This window comes from Inquilinus ginsengisoli (assembly GCF_050434925.1).
In the GTDB taxonomy this organism is placed as follows: domain Bacteria; phylum Pseudomonadota; class Alphaproteobacteria; order DSM-16000; family Inquilinaceae; genus Inquilinus; species Inquilinus ginsengisoli_B.
In genome coordinates, this window is the sequence record NZ_JBNDJK010000001.1 from 7,675,513 (window position 1) to 7,692,706 (window position 17,194).

Sequence of the window (17,194 nt, forward strand, 5' to 3'; positions counted from 1 at the left end):
GGCGGATCGAACGGCGGAGGCTCCTCGTCCTCGTCTCAGCCCTTCTCGTCCTCCGCGTCCTCCGCGCCAGCTACGCCTCGAACTGACCAGGCCGGACGCTGCCGGGACAGCTTGTCCTCCAACAGCATCGACAGCCGCACCGCGCGGGCGGCCGTCGCGAAGCGGGCGCAGTAGTCGACCCCGGGCTCGGGCGCCTCGACCGCATCGCTGCGGGTCTTCTCGGCGATCTCCATGCCGATCTCGGCCAGACGGGCGAGCAGGCGCAGATGCCGCTCAGTCCGCTCCCCGGTGGAAGCGGGCCTCTCCACGCCCGAAACGGTCTGCGCCTTGTCCATAGAACATAGCATGAACAAGATCGCAGATTAATACAAGAAAACAATGTGTTAACTGACTCCGCTCAATTCCCGGCTCGGGCGGCGGCAGGCTGGATCGCCACGCCCCTGCGGGGCTCGCGATGACGGTGGAGGGGTCCCGCAGTACCAGGGCTACGAATCCAAGTTACCGGTCTGGCATGGAGAGTAGCGAGCTGAGGTATTCAGGGGACCAGGCGGCGATTTTGCGGCGGAGTTTGAGAGATTTTTTATCGTGGGCGTTGCGTAGGAGGTTGAGAGCGAAGTGTCGGACGACGGCCATGTTCTGGGCACCGTGTCCCTTGCGGAGCCTGGACTGGTCTTCGCGGAAGGTGACGTCGAGGACCCAGTGCAGGCGGTTCTCGATGGCCCAGTGTCCGCGCACGGCCTCGGCGGCCTGGGTGGCGGAGAGGCTGGCGGAGGAGATGAAGTATCGGGTGTCCTGGCGGCAGCGGTCGGCCAGTTCGACCTTGGCGTGGACGCGGAGGATGCAGGCGACGCCGGGCAGGCGGAGCTCGCCGGAGAGCCAGTCGACCTCGCGGAGCACATCGACGCGGCGGTGCTCGATGCGGCCATGGGCTTTGTCGAGATCGATGTCGGTATCGAGGCTGTGAGGTTCGGCAGCGGCGAAGCCGGCTTCGATCTCGGCCCTGAGGGTCGGCTGGTTGGCTTTGACCGCCAGCAGATAGTCGGCGCCGACCTTTCGGATGGCCGTGGCGATGTCGGCATTGGTGGCGATGGCGTCGATCGAGACCAGGGCGCCTTTCAGCCCGTCCTCGGCGCCGAGCCGTTCGAGCAGGACGGGGATCGCGGCCAGCTCGTTGGCCTTGTCGGGCACGGCCTCCTGGCCGAGCACCAGCCGGCGGGTGGTGGCGAAGGCCGAGACCAGATGCAGCGGCCCGGCGCCCGCCGCCCGGTCATGGCTGCGGCGCGAGGTCTTGCCGTCGATGGCGACCAACTCCGGCCGTTCCGGCCAGGTCTCGCGCACCCAGTCGCTGAAAGCGGCCGAGAACAGCGCCGGGTTGATCCGGTTCATCAGGATCGTCAGCCAGCGCTCGCCCGGCACCCCGTGCTCATACGGCAGATAGCGCCGCAGAAACGGCAGATGAGCCTCGCCCCACGACGCGATCCCCTCATAGTCGTCGCAGTCCGCCAGCGTCCCGCACACCACCAGCAGCAGGATCTCCGGCAACGGATGCAGAATCCGACGCACGTCCCGCGGATCCTCGATCGTCGAAAAATGCTCCAACAACGCCCGCAGCCGCGACTTCGGCCACGCACTCCCCTGCTCTTCGCTCATCTCGGCGGCTCCGAATCATCCGCCTCCAGCGATTCACCCTTTCTCCCCCCTGTCACCTGTAACTTGAGTTCGCTGCCCTGCCCGCAGTACCCGACCGCTTGACCAGATTTCGAATCCGCACCACACTTCCAAAACGTTTTGGAGAACGCCTGTGCGCAATCCAAATCGTTTGGGACGACAATGCGGGACAGGGAGGCCTGCGGGGTGACGGCGCAGCGGCAGATCCGCTTGAAGGAGCTGGCGTCGAAGCTCGGCCTGTCGCCGACCACGGTGTCGCGCGCCCTCGCCGGCTATTCCGATGTCAGCGCCGAGACCCGCCGCCGGGTCGAGGAGGCTGCCCGCACCCATGGCTATGTCGCCAGCCGGATCGGCCGGATGCTGGTCTCCGGCCGCACCAACATCGTCGGCGTGCTGCTGCCGATCAGCGCCCCCAGCTTCATGGACGACTTCCTGGGCCAGTTCCTTTCCGGTGTCGCCGACGGGCTGGCCGGGCGCGGCCGTGACCTGTTCCTGGCTGCCGTGCCGCGCGGCCAGGACGACCTGACGGTGCTGAGGCACGTGGTCGATGGCGGCCATATCGATGCCGTGGTGATCAACCGCGTCACCCACGACGACCCGCGGGTGCGCTATCTGATCGAACGGCGCTTCCCCTTCGTCGCCCATGGCCGGCTGCTGGCCCCGCCGCCGGCCTATCCCTGGTTCGACACCGACGGCGAGGCCGCCTTCGCCGGGCTGGTCGACCGGCTGCATGCGCTGGGCCACCGCGAATTCGCGCTGCTGGGGCCGAGCGAGCCCTACAGCTATGCCGAGTTCCGGCGCCGCGGCTTCGAGGGCGCCCTGGCCGGGCACGGCATCCGCCTGGCGCCGGAGCGGCTGCCGGCGGTGCCGGTCGCCGACCGGGCCGCCGCCATCGCCGCGGCGCAGCGCCTGTTCGCCCTGACGCCGCGCCCGACCGCCATCATCGGCATGACCGACCGGCTGGCGCTGGCGGTGATGGAGGCGGCGCAGGAGGCGGGTTTGCGCATCCCGGGCGACCTGTCGGTGGTCGGCTTCGACGACGTGCCGATCGCCGCCTATGCCCGGCCGCCGCTGTCGACCTTCGACCAGGACATCGAGCGCAGCGCCGCGGTCATCGCCGGCATGGTGGTGGATGTGATCGAGAAAGGATTCGACGGCGTGCAGCCGCGCCTCGCCGAGGTGAAATTCGTCGACCGGGCCAGCCACGGCCCGGCCCCGAAGCCACGGAAACGCGCCCGCCCCGGGTGACCAGGGCCGGCGCGAATTGGACCGGCACCATCGATGCCGGCCGCAGACAAGAGGGAGGACAGGAATGACCATCCGGACCACAGCCGCCGCTTTTGCCGCCGGCCTGATCGGCCTCGGCCTGGCCGGCGCCGCCGGCGCCCAGGAGATCCTTTTCTGGTCGACCCAGGCCACGCCGGTCGAGGAATCGCAGGCGATGCGCGAGAGCGTGCTGGCCGGCTTCGGCAAGCCGGTGACCTATTCGGCGCAGGAGCCGGGACCGTTCATGACCCGCATCCAGGCCGAGCTGAAGGCCGGGTCGGGCGCCGTCACCGTGATCGGCGGGCTGCATGGCGAGTTCGCCAGCATCCCGGACGGGCTGGTCGACCTGGCCGGCATCGTGCCCGACGGCGCCATCACCAAGCCCTATCTCGACCTCGGCAAGCTCGGCACGGCCGAGCAGAAATACCTGCCCTGGATGCAGGCGACCTATGTCATGGCCGCCAACAAGCAGGCGCTGCAATACCTGCCGCAGGGCGCCGACATCAATGCCCTGACCTATGACCAGCTGGCCGCCTGGGGCAAGGCGATGGCCGAGGCCGCGGGATCCCCGAAGATCGGCTTCCCGGCCGGGCCGAAGGGGCTGATGCACCGCTTCTTCCAGGGCTATCTGTACCCGTCCTACACCGGGTCGCCCGTGGTGAAGTTCAAGTCGCCCGAGGCCGAGGCGATGTGGACATCGTTCCGCGACTTCTGGACCACCTCGGTCACCCCGGCCTCGACCGGCTACGCCTTCATGCAGGAGCCGCTGCTGACCGGCGAGGTCTGGGTGGCCTGGGACCATGTCGCCCGGCTGAAGGACGCGCTGAACCAGAAGCCGGACGAGTTCGTGGTCTTCCCGGTGCCGGCCGGGCCGGCCGGGCGCGGCCATATGCCGGTGCTGACCGGCATCGGCATCCCCAAGACCAGCAATTCGCCGGAGGACGCCAAGGCCCTGGTCGCGCATATGGAGAAGCCCGAGAACCAGGTCGCGATGATGAAGGCGACCGGCTTCTTCCCGGTGGTCGAGGTCAAGCTGCCGGACGACGTGCCGGTCAGCATCAAGATGCTGCAGCCGGTGGTGGCGGCGCAGAGCGCGGCCAAGGATTCCCTGCCGGTGCTGCTGCCGATGGGGCTGGGCGACGCCGGCGGCCGCTACAACAAGGTGTTCAGCGACACCTTCCAGCGCATCGTGCTGTCCGGCCAGGACGTGCGCGAGGTGCTGGACGAGCAGGCGCAGAGCCTGCAGGCGATCTTCGACGAGAAGGGCGCGCCGTGCTGGGCCCCGGATCCGGTGGGGGAAGGCCCGTGCAAGGTGCAGTGAGCGCCGAGGCCATGCGTAAACGCTACTGGCGCGGCCGTCTGATGGCGGTTTCTCTGCTTCCGGTGCTCACGGACTTTAACGTCCGCTGCGCGCCGGTTCTCGAAACCACCACCAGCCGACTCACGCCAGCGCATTTCCACACGGCCTCGAAAGCGGGAGAGGCAATCTGCTCTCGCGACCTGTTCTGCCCACCCCACCGCGCCTGACCGACGGAGCCCGCCATGAGCGACGCCCGGTTGCTGCCCTATATCCTGCTGGCCCCGGCCACCGTGTTCCTGCTCGGCTTCTTCCTGGTGCCGTTCGGGCAGGTGGCGGTGGAGGCCTTCACCCAGTACGGCCACCTGTCCTTCGGCAACTTCCAGTCGATCGCGCGCGACTGGAAGTTCTGGCCTTCGGTGCGCAACACCTTCGTGCTGACGCTGATCCTGGTGCCGCTGCAGATCGCCCTGGCGCTGGCCATGGCCAGCCTGGTGATGGCGCTGAAGCGCGGCCGCGACGTGGCGCTGTACATCTTCACCATCCCGCTCGGCATCTCCGACCTCGCGGCCGGGCTGATCTGGCTGGCCATCCTCGAGCAGAACGGCTTCCTGAATAGTGTCCTTTACTATGTCGGGCTGATCCCCGGGCCGAAGCTGCTGCTGAGCTACCAGAGCATCGTGGCGCTGTTCGCCGCCATCATCATCGCCGAGCTGTGGCGCGCCACCGCCATCGTGCTGGTGATCCTGGTCGCCGGCATGTCGCTGATCCCGAAGGAATACTACGAGGCGGCGGAGGTGTTCGGCGCCAGCCCGTGGAAGCGCTTCGTCCGGATCACCCTGCCGCTGCTGCGGCCCAGCCTGCAGACCGCGCTGATCCTGCGCACCATCCTGGCCTTCGAGGTGTTCGCCATCGTCCTGGTGCTGGCCGGCAACAACCTGCCGATCCTGATGGGCGAGACCTTCAACTGGCAGTTCGCGCTGCAGGACCGCGCCGGGGCCTCGGCCTACGCCATGGTCATCCTCGGCATCTCGATCGGCTTCACCTTGGTCTTCCTGTGGGCGCTGGGCGAGAGGAAGGAAACCCGATGACCGCCGTCACGCCCGACACCCTCGCCGTCCCGGCCAGCCAGGAGGCCGCGCCGAGCCGCTGGGGCATCCGGATATCGACGATCCTCTTGTGCCTGTGGGTGCTGGTGCCGCTGTACCTGCTGGCCGTGAACGCCTTCAACTCACGCGAGGCGGTGACCGGCTGGCCCAAGGCCTTCGTCCCGACCTTCGATGTCGACAGCCTGTCCTTCTTCTGGAACTACGCCGGCGTCGCCCGGGCGCTGCTGAACTCGATCCTGGTCGCCGGGCTGACCATGATCCTGTCGATCGGCATCGGCGCCCCGGCCGGCTATGCCCTGGCGCGGTTCCGCTTCCGCGGCAAGGGCAGCTTCCGCCTGCTGGTGCTGATGACCCGGGCCTTCCCGCTGCCGCTGCTGGCCCTGCCGCTGGCGATCTTCTACATCCGCACCGGGCTGGACGACACCATCTGGGGCCTCGCCCTGGTGCACACCGTGCTGGCCCTGCCCTTCGCCATCCTGATCACCTTCTCGCTGTTCACCAGCATCCCGGTGGAGCTGGAGGAGGCGGCCTGGACGCTGGGCTGCACCCGGGTCCAGGCGTTCCTGAAGATCGTCGTGCCGCTGGCCCTGCCGGGCATCGCGGCCTCCGGCGTCTTCGCCTTCGTCACCTCCTGGAACGAGGTGTTCGCGGCCTCGGTGCTGACCGTGCAGAACCAGACCCTGACCGCCTTCCTGCTGACCAGCCTGGACGTTTCGCCCCTGCCGCTGAAATTCGCCGGGGCGCTGGTGCTGGTGGTGCCGGCGCTGATCTTCCTCTTCCTGATCCGCAAGTACCTGTTCTCCCTGTGGGGCATAGCGAACAGGTAAGAGGCCGTTTCCAACGAGGATCCCGACATGGCAGACATCGACATCAAGGGCGTCGAGAAGCGGTTCGGCAGCTACACCGCGCTGCACACGATCGACCTCACCATCCGCGACCAGGAGTTCCTGGTGCTGCTCGGCGCGTCGGGCTGCGGAAAGACCACGCTGCTGCGCATCGTCGCCGGGCTGGAGACGGCAACGAGCGGCGAGGTGCGGATCGGCGGCCGGCGGGTCGACGGGCTGGCGCCGCGCGACCGCGGCATCGCCATGGTGTTCCAGAACTACGCCGTGTTCCCGCACATGACGGTGTTCGAGAACATCGCCTTCGGCCTGCGCATGAAGAAGGTGCCGGAGGCCGATGTCGACCGGAAGGTCAGGCGCGCCGCCGGCATGATGCATATCGACCAGCTGCTGCAGCGCTATTCCGGCCAGCTGTCGGGCGGGCAGCGCCAGCGCGTCGCCGTGGCCCGGGCGCTGGCGGTCGAGCCCGCGGTGCTGCTGATGGACGAGCCGCTGTCCAACCTGGACGCGCTGCTGCGGCTGGAGATGCGGGCCGAGCTGAAGGGCGTGCTGCAGGAGAGCAGGACGACGACCATCTACGTCACCCACGATCAGGTCGAGGCGATGAGCCTGGCCGACCGGATCGCGGTGATGAACCAGGGCCGCATCGTCCAGGCGGCGCGGGCGACCGAGGTCTATGCCGACCCGGCGACGCGCTTCGTCGGCAGCTTCATCGGCAACCCGCCGATGAATTTTTTGCCGGCCGAGCCGAATGGCGCCGGACTGAAGGTGGCCGGGCTGACGCTGGAGCCGCCGAAGGCCGCGTCCGGCCGGATCGAGTTCGGCATCCGCCCCGAGGATGTCGAGATCCGCGGCGACGGCCTGCCCGGCGCCATCCGGGTGGTCGAGCCGCTGGGGCCGCACAAGCTGCTGACCGTCGATGTCGCCGGCCACCTGTTCCGCGCCGTGGTCGACAACGAGCACGCGGTCGAGCCCGGCCAGGCGATCAGCCTGCGGCCGAAGCCCGGCCGCGGCCGCTGGTTCGACGCCGAGACCGGCCTCGCTTTGCAATGACAACCCATCCCTCTTTGAGCCTCACCGGAGCCCCGTTGTGACCTTCGACGACAGCACCGCATTCGAACGGGCGGCGACCGTTCTGTCCGAGAACGACCGCGGCACCTACACCGTCCCGACCAAGGGGCTGTACCCGTTCCAGTGGAACTGGGATTCCTGCCTGACCGCGCTGGGCCAGCGCCATATCGACGAAGCCCGGGCCTGGACCGAGATCGAGACCCTGGCCGAGCATCAATGGCCGGACGGGATGATCCCGCACATCATCTTCCACGTTGACGATGACGGCTATTTCCCGGGCCCGGATGTGTGGCGGACCGGCCGGCCGGTTCCGACCTCCGGCATCACCCAGCCGCCGGTGCTGGGCTTCGTGCTGCGGCGCCTGTACGAGGAGGCGAAGGACACGGTGCTGGCCGAGGCCAAAGCGCGGGTGCTGATCGGGGCCGCGGATGCCTGGCACCGCTGGTTCTACGCCGCCCGCGACCCGGAGGGCACCGGCCTGGTCGCCCTGCTGCACCCGTGGGAATCCGGTCGCGACAATTCCTGCGACTGGGACGCCGCCCTGACGCGGGTGCCGACCGACGGGGTCGAGCCGTACCAGCGCCGCGACACCAGCCATGTCGACGCCGCCCAGCGCCCGCACAAGGCGGAGTACGACCGCTATCTGTGGCTGGTGCAGCGCTTCCGTGGGCTCGGCTGGGACAATGCGAAGCTGCACGACGCCTCGCCCTTCCGGGTGGTCGACCCCGGCTTCAACGCCATCCTGATCCGCTCGGACGAGGATATTGCCGCACTCGGCGAGGCGCTCGGGATGACCGGGCTTGCGACCGCCGCGCGGGCCCGGGTGGCGAAGGCGCGCGCCGCCTTCGAGCGGCTGTGGAGCGAAGAGCACGGCCAGTATCTGTGCCTCGACCGCGTGACCGGCGAGCTGGTCGAGAGCCGCAGCGTCGGCGGGCTGCTGCCGCTGTTCGCGGGGCTGGGCACGCCGGAGCGGCAGCGGGCGCTGGCCGCCCGCATCGCCGAGTGGCGCGGCGCGACCCGCTTCGGCATCGCCAGCCACGACCCGGCCGATCCCCGCTTCGAGCCCAAGCGCTACTGGCGCGGGCCGGTGTGGCTGATCGTCAACTACCTGGTCGCCGACGGCTTGCTCCGCTGCGGCCTGACCGAGGCGGCCGACACCGTGCACCAGGACAGCCTGAAGCTGATCGAGGGCGGCTTCGCCGAATACTACGACCCGGTCACCGGCGAGGGGCTGGGCGGCGGCAACTTCACCTGGACCGCGGCGATGGTCGCCGAGCTGGTGCGCAAGCGGGCGGCCGCCTGACCATGCCGACCGCCCTGCTGCTGCGCGGCCCGCGCGCGCTGGATTTCGAGACCTTCGAGCACCCGCCGCTCGGGCCGGAGGAGGTGCGGATCCGGACGCTGTATTCCGGCGTCAGCGCCGGCACCGAGCTGTCGCAATACCGCGGCACCAGCCCGTTCATGGCCAAGCGCTGGGACGAGGCCAGCCGGCTGTTCCGCGCCGGCGATGCGCCGAGCTGGGACTATCCGGTGCGCAACCTCGGCTATGAGGAGGCGGGCGAGATCGTCGAGATCGGCAGCGGCGTCGCCGATCTCAGGCCCGGACAGCACGTCTACGGCACCTGGGGGCACCGCACCCACCATGTCGCGGCGCGGGAGGCGGTGCGGGTGCTGCCGGAGGGCGCCGACCCGCGGATCGGCATCTTCTCGCATATCGGCGCGGTCGCGCTGAACGGAGTGCATGACGCGGAGATCCGGATCGGCGATGTCGTCGTGGTGTTCGGGCTCGGCGTGCCCGGGCAGATCGTGGCGCAGGCGGCGCGGGCCTCCGGCGCGCAGGTGATCGCGGTCGACCCGGTGGCGTCGCGGCGCGAGACGGCGCTGCGGCTCGGGGCGGCGGAGGCGCTGGACCCTGCCGCGGGGTCGGTCGCCGAGATCGTGAAGGAGAAGACCGGCGGGCGCGGTGCGGATGTGGCAATCGAGGTGTCGGGCGTTCCGGCGGCGCTGGCCGAGGCGATCCGGGCGGTGGCCTATTCGGCCCGGGTGATCGCCCTCGGCTTCTTCCAGGGCGAGGCGCGCGGCCTGCATCTGGGCGAGGAGTTCCATCACAACCGGGTGCAGCTGGTGTGCTCGCAGATCTCCGGCGTCGCCCCCGGCGCGAGCTACCGCTGGTCGAAGCCGCGGCTGTGGCAGACGGCGGTCAGGCTGCAGCATGAGGGGCTGCTGGACCTGCTGCCGCTGATCACGGCAGAGATGCCGTTCCGGCAGGCGCCGGCGTTGTTCGATCGGTTGGACCGCGGCGATCCCGACGCGCTGCAGACCGTGCTGACCTTCGGAGACGACGCATGAAGCCGCTGCGCGTGGGCATCCTCGGCGCAGGCGGCATCGCCGCCCGCCACGCCGCGGCGATCGCCGCCCATCCGGGGGCGGCGATGCTGGTCGCCTGCTGCGGCCGCGACCCGGATAAGGCCGGCGCCTTCGCCGCCGCGCATGGCGGCCGGGGCTACACCGACCGCGAGCGCATGCTCGATGAGGCGGCGTTGGACATCCTGATCGTCGCGCTGCCGCCCTTCGCCCATTCCGACGAGGTCGAGAGCGCCGCGCGGCACGGCATCCACCTGCTGCTGGAAAAGCCGATCGCGCTGGACGGCGACCATGCCGACCGCATGGTGACGGCGGCCGAGGCCGCGGGCATCCGGACCCAGGTCGGCTTCATGGGCCGCTTCGGCGCCGCGGTGGAGCGCTGGTCGGCGCTGGCCGCCGCCGGCGAGACCGGCCGGCCCGGTCTCTACTCCGCCCGCTTCCACTGCAACGCGCTGCACGCGCCGTGGTGGCGGGAGAAGGGGAAATCCGGCGGGCAGATGGTGGAGCAGCTGATCCACATGATCGACCTGGCGCGGTATTTCCTGGGCGACCCGGCGACGGTCTATGCCCGCACCGCGACCTTCTTCCACCACGGGGTCGAGCGCTACGACAGCGACGATCTCAGCGCCATGCTGCTGGGCTATGACGATGGCCGCGTCGCCCTTCTGAACGCCACCAACGGCGCCGTGCCGGGCCGCTGGGAGAAGGAGATCCATCTGGTGGCGGAGCGGCTGACCGGCCATTTCACCGACTGGAACACCGCGACCCTGACCCGCACCGGGGGTGAGCCGGCGGCGGAGCGCATCGCCGGCGACCGCGACGTCTTCGCCGCCCAGCTGCTGGACCTGGTCGACGCGATCCGCAGCGGCCGCCCGGCCCGCACCCCGATCCGCGACGGCGCCCGGTCGCTGCACCTGGCCCTCGCCGCGCTGCGCTCGGCCGAGGAGCGGCGGGAGGTGGCGTTCTGATGCGGTTCGACGCCGACGCCATCGCCTTCCAGGGCTCGACTCTTCGCCTCGCGGAGATCGTGCCGGTGATCGACGGGCAGGCGGTCGGCGGGGCGCCGGCCATTCGGCAGGAGGCCGGGGGCTGGGTTGCGGAATGGCCGGCCGGGGACGGGCGGTTCCGGCTGGAGATAGAGCGCCGCGACTTCGGCGGCGTGCAAGGCTTCGCCATTCGCTTCGTGCTTGAGGGCTGGCCGACCGACCGGCCGCTGTCGGCGCTGGGCATCGCGATCGGCCAGGCCGGGCCGGCCCGGGCCTTCCTGCGCACCGGCTATCACAGCTGGGACGGCAGCTTCTTCGTCACGCCCGACCGGCTCGATCGCGACGAGAAGGCGCGGACCGGATTTGCCATGACCCAGCTGCTGCCGCGCGAGGGCGACAGCGGGGTGGTGCTCGGCGCGCTGCGCCACGACCGGTTCCAGCACCGCTTCGGCTATCGGCCGGCGGCGGACGGCTTCGCCATCGTGCTCGAAACGCTGTGGGACCACGCCCCGCATGAGGGCCAAGCCGTGTCCGAATGGTTCGCGCTGTTCGAGCATGCGGAGGTGGAGGAAGGCCTGCGTGCCTGGGCTCGGGCGGTGGCGGAGGCCTCGCCCCTGCCGCCACGTGTCTCCGAGCAGCGCATCACCGGCTGGTGCTCCTGGTACAGCCTCTACGCCGCCATCACCGAGGAGAATCTGCTCGACCATCTCAAGGGCGCGCAGCAGGCGAAGGCCGAGGGGCTGCCGTTGCGCGTGTTCCAGATCGATGACGGGTTCACGCCGGAGATGGGCGACTGGCTGGAGGTGAAGCCGCAATTCCCGCGCGGCATGGCGCCGCTGCTGGCCGACATCGCCGCCGCCGGCTTCGTGCCCGGGCTGTGGATCGCGCCCTTCCTGGTCGGCAATCGCAGCCGGCTGTACCGCGACCATCCCGACTGGGTGGTGCAGCAGCGCGACCGCGACGAACCGCTGGTCTATTCCAAATTCTACGGCGAGTTCCGCTGGCACAAGCGCAGCGAGGAATACTACGTCCTCGATGTCACCCGTCCTGAAGCCGAGGCCTATATCCGCGGCGTCTTCCGAACCTGGGCGCGGGACTGGGGCTGCCGCTACTTCAAGACCGACTTCATGAATGCGGGGTCGGAGTTCGGCCCGGACCGGGCCCGCTGGCACCGGGACGGGCTGACCCGGATCGAAATCTGGATGCGGATGGCCCGGCTGATCCGCGAGGAGATCGGCGACGCGCTATGGCTCGGCTGCGGCTCGCCGATCTTCGCCCCCGTGGGGCTGGTCGACGCGGTGCGCATCGGCCGCGACATCGGCGTGTCCTGGAGCGGCCATCAGTCGGCGGAGTCCTTGCTGCGCGATCAGACCACCCGCAGCTTCGCCAACGGCATCCTGTGGCAGGCCGACCCCGACTGCATCCTGCTGCGCGACCGCTTCCACGAGCTGTCGGACCTCGAGGTCGAATCCCTGGCGCGGTTCGCCGGGCTGGCCGGCGGGGTGCTGATGACCAGCGACCATCTCGGCGAGATTTCGCCCGCGCGCAAGGCGCTGCTGCGCGAGCTGCTGGCGGACGGCGAGACGCGGCCCTGCGAATTCCCGCGCCTCGGCGGCGCCGCCATCGGCCGGCCGGACCCGGACCTGATCGTGCAGCGGGTGCGCGGCGGGCCGGGCGGGGAGATGGTCAGCCTGTTCAACGCCAGCGACCACCCCTTCGAGGGCACGGTGCCGGGGATCGGCGCCGTGTCGCTGCGGCCGCACGAGACGTCTATCCGCCGCCGGCCTTGATCCGCAGGAAGTAGTCCGGCGCGCCCATCTGGCCGCCCTTCAGCGCGATCTGTAGGTCCGCCAGATCGTCGCCATGGGCCTGGAACAGCGCCGCCCCGGGAACGGTCGGCGCCAATGCCGTGAGGGCGTGGATGCCGAGAACGCCGGCGCCGTAGCCCGAGGTGTCGCCGCCGGCGATGATGCCGCGCTTCAGCTTGGCCTGGCGCAGCACCTGCTTCAACGCGGTGCCGAGGCCGGTGCCGATGCGTTCGTTGACCACGCCCGGATCGGCGCCGGAGGCGGTGAGCGCCTGGTTCAGCGCCGTCACGGCCGGATCGTCCGGGCCGCGGGCGGTGAACAGCAGCGGGTCCCGCCCCTGGCCGATCGCGGCCAGCGCCGCCTCGACCGCGCGGCCGATCTCCCCGGCCCAGGCGGCGGCGTCGACGGCGCGGCGGGCGTCGACCGGAATCGGCTGGAAGCCGCGCTCCAGCGCATGGTCGATCTGGGCGGCGGTCTGCGGCGCGCAGGAGCCGGAGACGATCGCGACATGATCGACCGGCCCGGCGCTCGGCGCCGGCGGGGGCGGTTCGATCAGCCCGGCCTGCCGCCAATGGGCCAGCAGCGCATATTCCAGCCCCTGCGAGCCGATCGCGAACAGCCGCTCGCCGCGGTTCCGCCAGATCAGGCCGCCGACCGCGGCGAGGTCGGTATCGTCCGCCACGTCGAAGGCGACGATATCGGCGCCCGCGGCGATTTCCCGTTGGAGTGCTGTCTCACCTTGGCTGGAGCGGAGATCGGTGAGGTCGACGAGGCCGATCGCCCGGTCGGTCTGCGGCGCCAGGTGCCGCCGGACATCGGCCTCATGCATCGGCGTCACCGGATGGCGGCTCATCGTCGGGTGCCGGTCGAGGCGGTGCACCGCGCCATTGAAGGCGGCGAAGAGATTGCCGAAGCACTGCCAACGCCCGATCGCCGGCGCCGCGACCACGAAGGGGTGCCAAGCGCCGCCGAGCCGCGGCAAAGCGAGGTCGACGGCCTTGCCGATCGACCCGACCTGCGGCGCGGAATCGAGGGTCGAGCAGATCTTGTACTGCACGATCGGCGCGCCGAGCCCGGCCAGGGTGTCGAAGACCGGCGGCAGGTGCCGCTCCATCCAGGTCGGATCCTTCGATCGCGCCACCCCGGCGATGCCGATGCCGCGATAGCCGGCGAAGGCGGCGAGACGCTGTGGCGTCGGGACGTCGAGGAACAGCACCGAGGGCACGCCGCCGAAGGTCAGCACCTCCATCACCGCGGCGGCGCCGGTGAAGTCGTCGCCGTACCAGGAGACGAGCGGGCCGGCGGGGAGAGAGGTCATGGGAGGGGTCCCTGCTCCGTCGGGTGCACGCATAGCGAAAGGCGGCAACGGACCTCTACGGAATGCAAACGAGTCCCCCCTCCCCTCGCGGGAGGGGGGTAGGGGGAGGGGGTTCTCTCGGATGGGCTCAGATCAAGGCACGGGAAAGCCGACTGGGCTTTGAGGCGCATCGAAGGCGCATTCGCGCGCGGACGCGCGCAGACCCCTCCCCCTGCCCCCCTCCCGCAAGGGGAGGGGGGACTAAAATAGGCAAAGGCCAGTACGAGAAGATCTCTCATCCCTTATACGCCTCCAGCGCCTGGGCCAGGGCCGGGCGGGTGCGGGCGTGATCCGTCAGCGACACGCCGCCGACCGCGGCTTCCCAGGCGTCGCGCAGGGCGGCGACGCCGGCCGCGGGTCCGGCGGGATGGGCCATGATGCCGCCGCCGGCGGCGAAGATCAGGTCGGTCGAGCCCAGCGCCTGCCAGGTGCCCGGCGCCTGCCGCACCGTCTGGCCGGAGGAGAAGACCGGCATGATCGGGCACGGCTTGTCCGGGAACAGCGGGTTCAGGCAGGCCCGGGCCGAGGCGATGACGCTGTCGTCATCCTCAGAGAACTTGTTGGCCAGGCCGTTGACATGGATGTGGTCGGCCCCGGCCAGCCGCCAAATCTTGTGCCAGGCGGTGAAGCTGAAGCCGAGCAGCGGGTGGCGCGACAGGTATCCCCAGCCGTTGCGATGGGCGTGGATCGGCAGCACGCTGTGGCGGCCGAGCGCGATCATGCCGGCGAGGCCGACCGAGTTGACGCTGGCCATGACGCAGGTGCCGCCCAGCGCCTGCACCAGATCGTGCCGGCGCCGCATCTCGTCCAGGTCGCCGGTCAGGTTGAAGGCGAACATCACCTTGCGGCCCTTGCGCTCGGCGACGTCGTTGATCACCCGCATCACGGCCCGGGCGCGGTCCTCGAACGGACAGGCCGGGCCGTCGGCCTGCAGCTCGTCGTCCTTGATGAAGTCGATGTCGGCCTCAGCCAAAGTGCGCACCAGCTCCGCCGTCTCCTCCGGCCCCAGCCCGACGCTGGGCTTGACGATGGTGCCGATCAGCGGCCGGCCCTCGACCCCCGCCAGGCGCCGCGTGCCGGCGATGCCGAAGCGCGGCCCGGCATAGGCCGCGGCGAAGGCCGGCGGCAAGCGGATATCGAGCAGCTTCAGGCCGGAGAACTGCTTCAGCTCGAACAGGTTGCCGGCCACCGTGGCCATCAGGTTCGGCAGCGACGGGCCGAGATTGGCCAGCGGCCAGGACAGGGTTATCCGCGCCCGGATGATGGGTCCCTTGCCGCCCGCGCCGGGCAGCGACGGCGCCGGAGCGTCGCCGACAACCTCCAGCCGCTCGACCCGCGCCGCCGACCGCTCCTTCAGGGCCGGCGTCTCGCCCGGCACCGCCACGAAGGTGCCGGAGGACTGCTCGCCCGCCATCGCCTCGGCCGCCGCCCGCGGGTCATAGGCCGTCTCGATCAGGTAGTCGGCCTCGATGCGCTCCATCCCCTGCCCTCCCCCTTCAGCCGATGGTCAAATCATGCTGATTGACTCATCATACCAGTTGTCATACTCGTCTCGGCAAGGAACTGACAAGAGAGAGCGCCCATGACGTCGATCGCGTTGTTCGGGGCTGGCGGCAAGATGGGCTTCCGGCTGTCCAGCAACCTGAAGGGGTCGCGCTTCGATGTGCGCCATGTCGAGGTCGGCGAGGCCGGCCGGGCCCAGCTGAAGGCCAGGCTCGGCGTCGACTGCGTCCCGGCCGATACGGCGCTGGACGGCGCCGAGGTCGTCATCCTGGCCGTGCCCGACACGCTGATCGGCAAGGTCGCCGCCGGGATCGAGAAGCAGCTCCGTCCCGGCACCATGGTGATCGCGCTGGACGCCGCCGCGCCCTTCGCCGGGCACCTGCCGGATCGCAGCGACCTGACCTATTTCGTCACCCACCCCTGCCATCCGCCGATCTTCAACGACGAGACCGAGATGGCCGCCAAGACCGACTATTTCGGCGGCATCGCGGCCAAGCAGCACATCGTCTCCGCCCTGATGCAGGGGCCGGAGGAGGCCTATGCCCTGGGCGAGGAGGTCGCCAAGGTGATCTGGGCGCCGGTGATGCGCTCGCACCGGGTCTCGGTCGAGCAGATGGCATTGCTGGAGCCCGGCCTGTCCGAGACCGTCTGCGCCACCCTGCTGGTGGTGATGCGCGAGGCGATGGACGAGGTGGTGGCACGCGGCGTGGCATACGACGCGGCCCGCGACTTCCTGCTGGGCCATCTGAACGTGCTGGCCTCGGTCATCTTCGACGAGCGCGAGGGCGTGTTCTCCGACGCCTGCAACAAGGCGATCGAGTTCGGCAAGCCGGTGCTGATGCGGCCGGATTGGAAGCGGGTGTTCGAGCCGGACGAGATCGCGGCCAGCATCCAGCGCATCACCTGAGATCCGGCGGGCCGCAGGCCCGAACCAGGCGAAACCAACGACATCCACAGGGAGGATCATATGCGTTTCACCAAGGCGCTTCTCGCGGCCGGCATCGCCGGCACCCTGGCCCTCGGCTTCGGCGTCGCCGCCCAGGCGAAGGACCTGGTCGCCGTCATCACCCCGTCGCACGACAACCCGTTCTTCAAGGCGGAGGCCGAGGGTGCCCAGAAGCGAGCCGAAGCGCTGGGCTACGACACCATCGTCCTGGTCCATGACGACGACGCCAACAAGCAGATGGAGCGGATCGACACCGCCATCGCCCGCGGCGCCAAGGCGATCATCCTGGACAATGCCGGGGCCGACGCCACGGTGGCGGCGGTGCAGAAGGCGAAGGATGCCGGCATCCCGTCCTTCCTGATCGACCGCGAGATCAACGTCACCGGCGTCGCCGTGGCGCAGATCGTGTCGAACAACTACCAGGGCGCCCAGCTGGGCGCGCAGGAGTTCGTCAAGCTGATGGGCGAGAAGGGCAACTATGCCGAGCTGGTCGGGCGCGAGGCCGACACCAATGCCGGCATCCGCTCGCAGGGCTATCACGACGTCATCGACGACTATCCCGACCTGAAGATGGTCGCCCGCCAGTCGGCCAATTGGAGCCAGACCGAGGCATTCGCGAAGATGGAGTCGATCCTGCAGGCCCATCCCGACATCAAGGGCGTGATCTCCGGCAACGACACCATGGCGATGGGCGCCTGGGCGGCGCTGACCGCCGCCGGCCGCACCGACGTGATCCTGGTCGGCTTCGACGGCAGCAACGACGTGCGGGATTCGATCCGGCAGGGCGGGATCAAGGCCACCGTGCTGCAGCCGGCCTACCGCCAGGCCGAGCTGGCGGTCGAGCAGGCCGACCAGTACCTGAAGACCGGCAAGACCGGCCAGCCCGAGAAGCAGCTGATGGACTGCCTGCTGATCACGCCAGACAACGCCGGCAAGCTGGAATCCTTCGCGATGAAGTGACGGACGGCCGAGTCCGG

General features: G+C 69.9%; 15 protein-coding genes. 11 read left to right on the top strand and 4 right to left on the bottom strand.

Translation table 11 applies throughout. From position 1 onward, the window contains the following. Positions 1-35: 35 nt before the first annotated feature. Positions 36-335: a hypothetical protein gene (locus QFZ27_RS35935; protein ID WP_429231517.1), complete on the bottom strand. Its 300-nt coding sequence runs from the start codon at positions 333-335 to the stop codon at positions 36-38. A 163-nt stretch (positions 336-498) separates the two neighbouring features. Beyond that, the gene (locus tag QFZ27_RS35940; protein ID WP_429231519.1) at positions 499-1,650 is read right to left on the bottom strand and encodes an ISAs1 family transposase; all 1,152 of its coding nucleotides are present in this window, start codon (positions 1,648-1,650) and stop codon (positions 499-501) included. 204 nt (positions 1,651-1,854) lie between these two features. Here QFZ27_RS35940 and QFZ27_RS35945 point away from each other — a divergent pair, with 204 nt between their 5' ends. The 9 genes from QFZ27_RS35945 to QFZ27_RS35985 all read left to right on the top strand — a co-directional run bounded on the left by QFZ27_RS35945 (position 1,855) and on the right by QFZ27_RS35985 (position 12,393). Further along, positions 1,855-2,916 (top strand): LacI family DNA-binding transcriptional regulator, encoded by a 1,062-nt coding sequence (locus QFZ27_RS35945; protein ID WP_429231521.1) that lies wholly within the window; start codon positions 1,855-1,857, stop codon positions 2,914-2,916. 64 nt (positions 2,917-2,980) lie between these two features. Further along, on the top strand, positions 2,981-4,255 hold the full coding sequence (locus QFZ27_RS35950; protein WP_429231523.1) for an ABC transporter substrate-binding protein: 1,275 nt from the start codon (positions 2,981-2,983) through the stop codon (positions 4,253-4,255). Positions 4,256-4,476: 221 nt separating this feature from the next. After that, positions 4,477-5,322, top strand: coding sequence for a carbohydrate ABC transporter permease (locus QFZ27_RS35955; protein ID WP_429231525.1), 846 nt, complete (start codon positions 4,477-4,479; stop codon positions 5,320-5,322). Then, entirely contained in the window at positions 5,319-6,167 is an 849-nt protein-coding gene (locus QFZ27_RS35960; protein WP_429231527.1) for a carbohydrate ABC transporter permease, read from the top strand. The genes QFZ27_RS35955 and QFZ27_RS35960 overlap by 4 nt, the downstream gene beginning before the upstream one ends. A 27-nt stretch (positions 6,168-6,194) precedes the next feature. Next, on the top strand, positions 6,195-7,235 hold the full coding sequence (locus QFZ27_RS35965) for an ABC transporter ATP-binding protein (protein ID WP_429231529.1): 1,041 nt from the start codon (positions 6,195-6,197) through the stop codon (positions 7,233-7,235). A gap of 37 nt (positions 7,236-7,272) precedes the next feature. Further along, the gene (locus QFZ27_RS35970; protein WP_429231531.1) at positions 7,273-8,556 is read left to right on the top strand and encodes an amylo-alpha-1,6-glucosidase; all 1,284 of its coding nucleotides are present in this window, start codon (positions 7,273-7,275) and stop codon (positions 8,554-8,556) included. Between the two features lie 2 nt (positions 8,557-8,558). Beyond that, the gene (locus QFZ27_RS35975; RefSeq protein ID WP_429231533.1) at positions 8,559-9,602 is read left to right on the top strand and encodes a zinc-binding dehydrogenase; all 1,044 of its coding nucleotides are present in this window, start codon (positions 8,559-8,561) and stop codon (positions 9,600-9,602) included. Continuing rightward, entirely contained in the window at positions 9,599-10,585 is a 987-nt protein-coding gene (locus QFZ27_RS35980) for a Gfo/Idh/MocA family protein (protein ID WP_429231535.1), read from the top strand. The genes QFZ27_RS35975 and QFZ27_RS35980 overlap by 4 nt, the downstream gene beginning before the upstream one ends. Further along, entirely contained in the window at positions 10,585-12,393 is a 1,809-nt protein-coding gene (locus QFZ27_RS35985) for a glycoside hydrolase family 36 protein (RefSeq protein WP_429231537.1), read from the top strand. The genes QFZ27_RS35980 and QFZ27_RS35985 overlap by 1 nt, the downstream gene beginning before the upstream one ends. Here the strand turns inward: QFZ27_RS35985 and QFZ27_RS35990 are convergent. Together QFZ27_RS35990 and QFZ27_RS35995 are read right to left on the bottom strand one after the other, a co-directional pair. Beyond that, positions 12,374-13,729: a four-carbon acid sugar kinase family protein gene (locus tag QFZ27_RS35990; RefSeq protein WP_429231539.1), complete on the bottom strand. Its 1,356-nt coding sequence runs from the start codon at positions 13,727-13,729 to the stop codon at positions 12,374-12,376. The genes QFZ27_RS35985 and QFZ27_RS35990 overlap by 20 nt on opposite strands. Before the next feature lie 274 nt (positions 13,730-14,003). Further along, complete coding sequence (locus QFZ27_RS35995) at positions 14,004-15,248, bottom strand: ribulose-bisphosphate carboxylase large subunit family protein (RefSeq protein WP_429231540.1); 1,245 nt, start codon at positions 15,246-15,248, stop codon at positions 14,004-14,006. Positions 15,249-15,350: 102 nt separating this feature from the next. Between QFZ27_RS35995 and QFZ27_RS36000 the strand changes: the two genes are divergently transcribed. Together QFZ27_RS36000 and QFZ27_RS36005 are read left to right on the top strand one after the other, a co-directional pair. Beyond that, the gene (locus tag QFZ27_RS36000; RefSeq protein WP_429231542.1) at positions 15,351-16,178 is read left to right on the top strand and encodes a phosphogluconate dehydrogenase C-terminal domain-containing protein; all 828 of its coding nucleotides are present in this window, start codon (positions 15,351-15,353) and stop codon (positions 16,176-16,178) included. Between the two features lie 60 nt (positions 16,179-16,238). Next, positions 16,239-17,177 carry a D-ribose ABC transporter substrate-binding protein gene (locus QFZ27_RS36005; protein ID WP_429231544.1) on the top strand — a complete coding sequence of 313 codons (939 nt, stop codon included), beginning with the start codon at positions 16,239-16,241 and terminating at the stop codon, positions 17,175-17,177. Positions 17,178-17,194: the final 17 nt, after the last annotated feature.

Bases quoted from the DNA above. Each gene is read 5' to 3' on its own strand.
- QFZ27_RS35940 (WP_429231519.1), bottom strand. From the start codon at position 1,650: ATGAGCGAAGAGCAGGGGAGTGCGTGGCCGAAGTCGCGGCTGCGGGCG.
- QFZ27_RS35985 (WP_429231537.1), top strand. From the start codon at position 10,585: ATGCGGTTCGACGCCGACGCCATCGCCTTCCAGGGCTCGACTCTTCGC.
- QFZ27_RS35980 (WP_429231535.1), top strand. From the start codon at position 9,599: ATGAAGCCGCTGCGCGTGGGCATCCTCGGCGCAGGCGGCATCGCCGCC.
- QFZ27_RS35990 (WP_429231539.1), bottom strand. From the start codon at position 13,729: ATGACCTCTCTCCCCGCCGGCCCGCTCGTCTCCTGGTACGGCGACGAC.
- QFZ27_RS35955 (WP_429231525.1), top strand. From the start codon at position 4,477: ATGAGCGACGCCCGGTTGCTGCCCTATATCCTGCTGGCCCCGGCCACC.
- QFZ27_RS36005 (WP_429231544.1), top strand. From the start codon at position 16,239: ATGCGTTTCACCAAGGCGCTTCTCGCGGCCGGCATCGCCGGCACCCTG.
- QFZ27_RS35950 (WP_429231523.1), top strand. From the start codon at position 2,981: ATGACCATCCGGACCACAGCCGCCGCTTTTGCCGCCGGCCTGATCGGC.
- QFZ27_RS35965 (WP_429231529.1), top strand. From the start codon at position 6,195: ATGGCAGACATCGACATCAAGGGCGTCGAGAAGCGGTTCGGCAGCTAC.
- QFZ27_RS35975 (WP_429231533.1), top strand. From the start codon at position 8,559: ATGCCGACCGCCCTGCTGCTGCGCGGCCCGCGCGCGCTGGATTTCGAG.
- QFZ27_RS36000 (WP_429231542.1), top strand. From the start codon at position 15,351: ATGACGTCGATCGCGTTGTTCGGGGCTGGCGGCAAGATGGGCTTCCGG.
- QFZ27_RS35935 (WP_429231517.1), bottom strand. From the start codon at position 335: ATGGACAAGGCGCAGACCGTTTCGGGCGTGGAGAGGCCCGCTTCCACC.
- QFZ27_RS35960 (WP_429231527.1), top strand. From the start codon at position 5,319: ATGACCGCCGTCACGCCCGACACCCTCGCCGTCCCGGCCAGCCAGGAG.
- QFZ27_RS35995 (WP_429231540.1), bottom strand. From the start codon at position 15,248: ATGGAGCGCATCGAGGCCGACTACCTGATCGAGACGGCCTATGACCCG.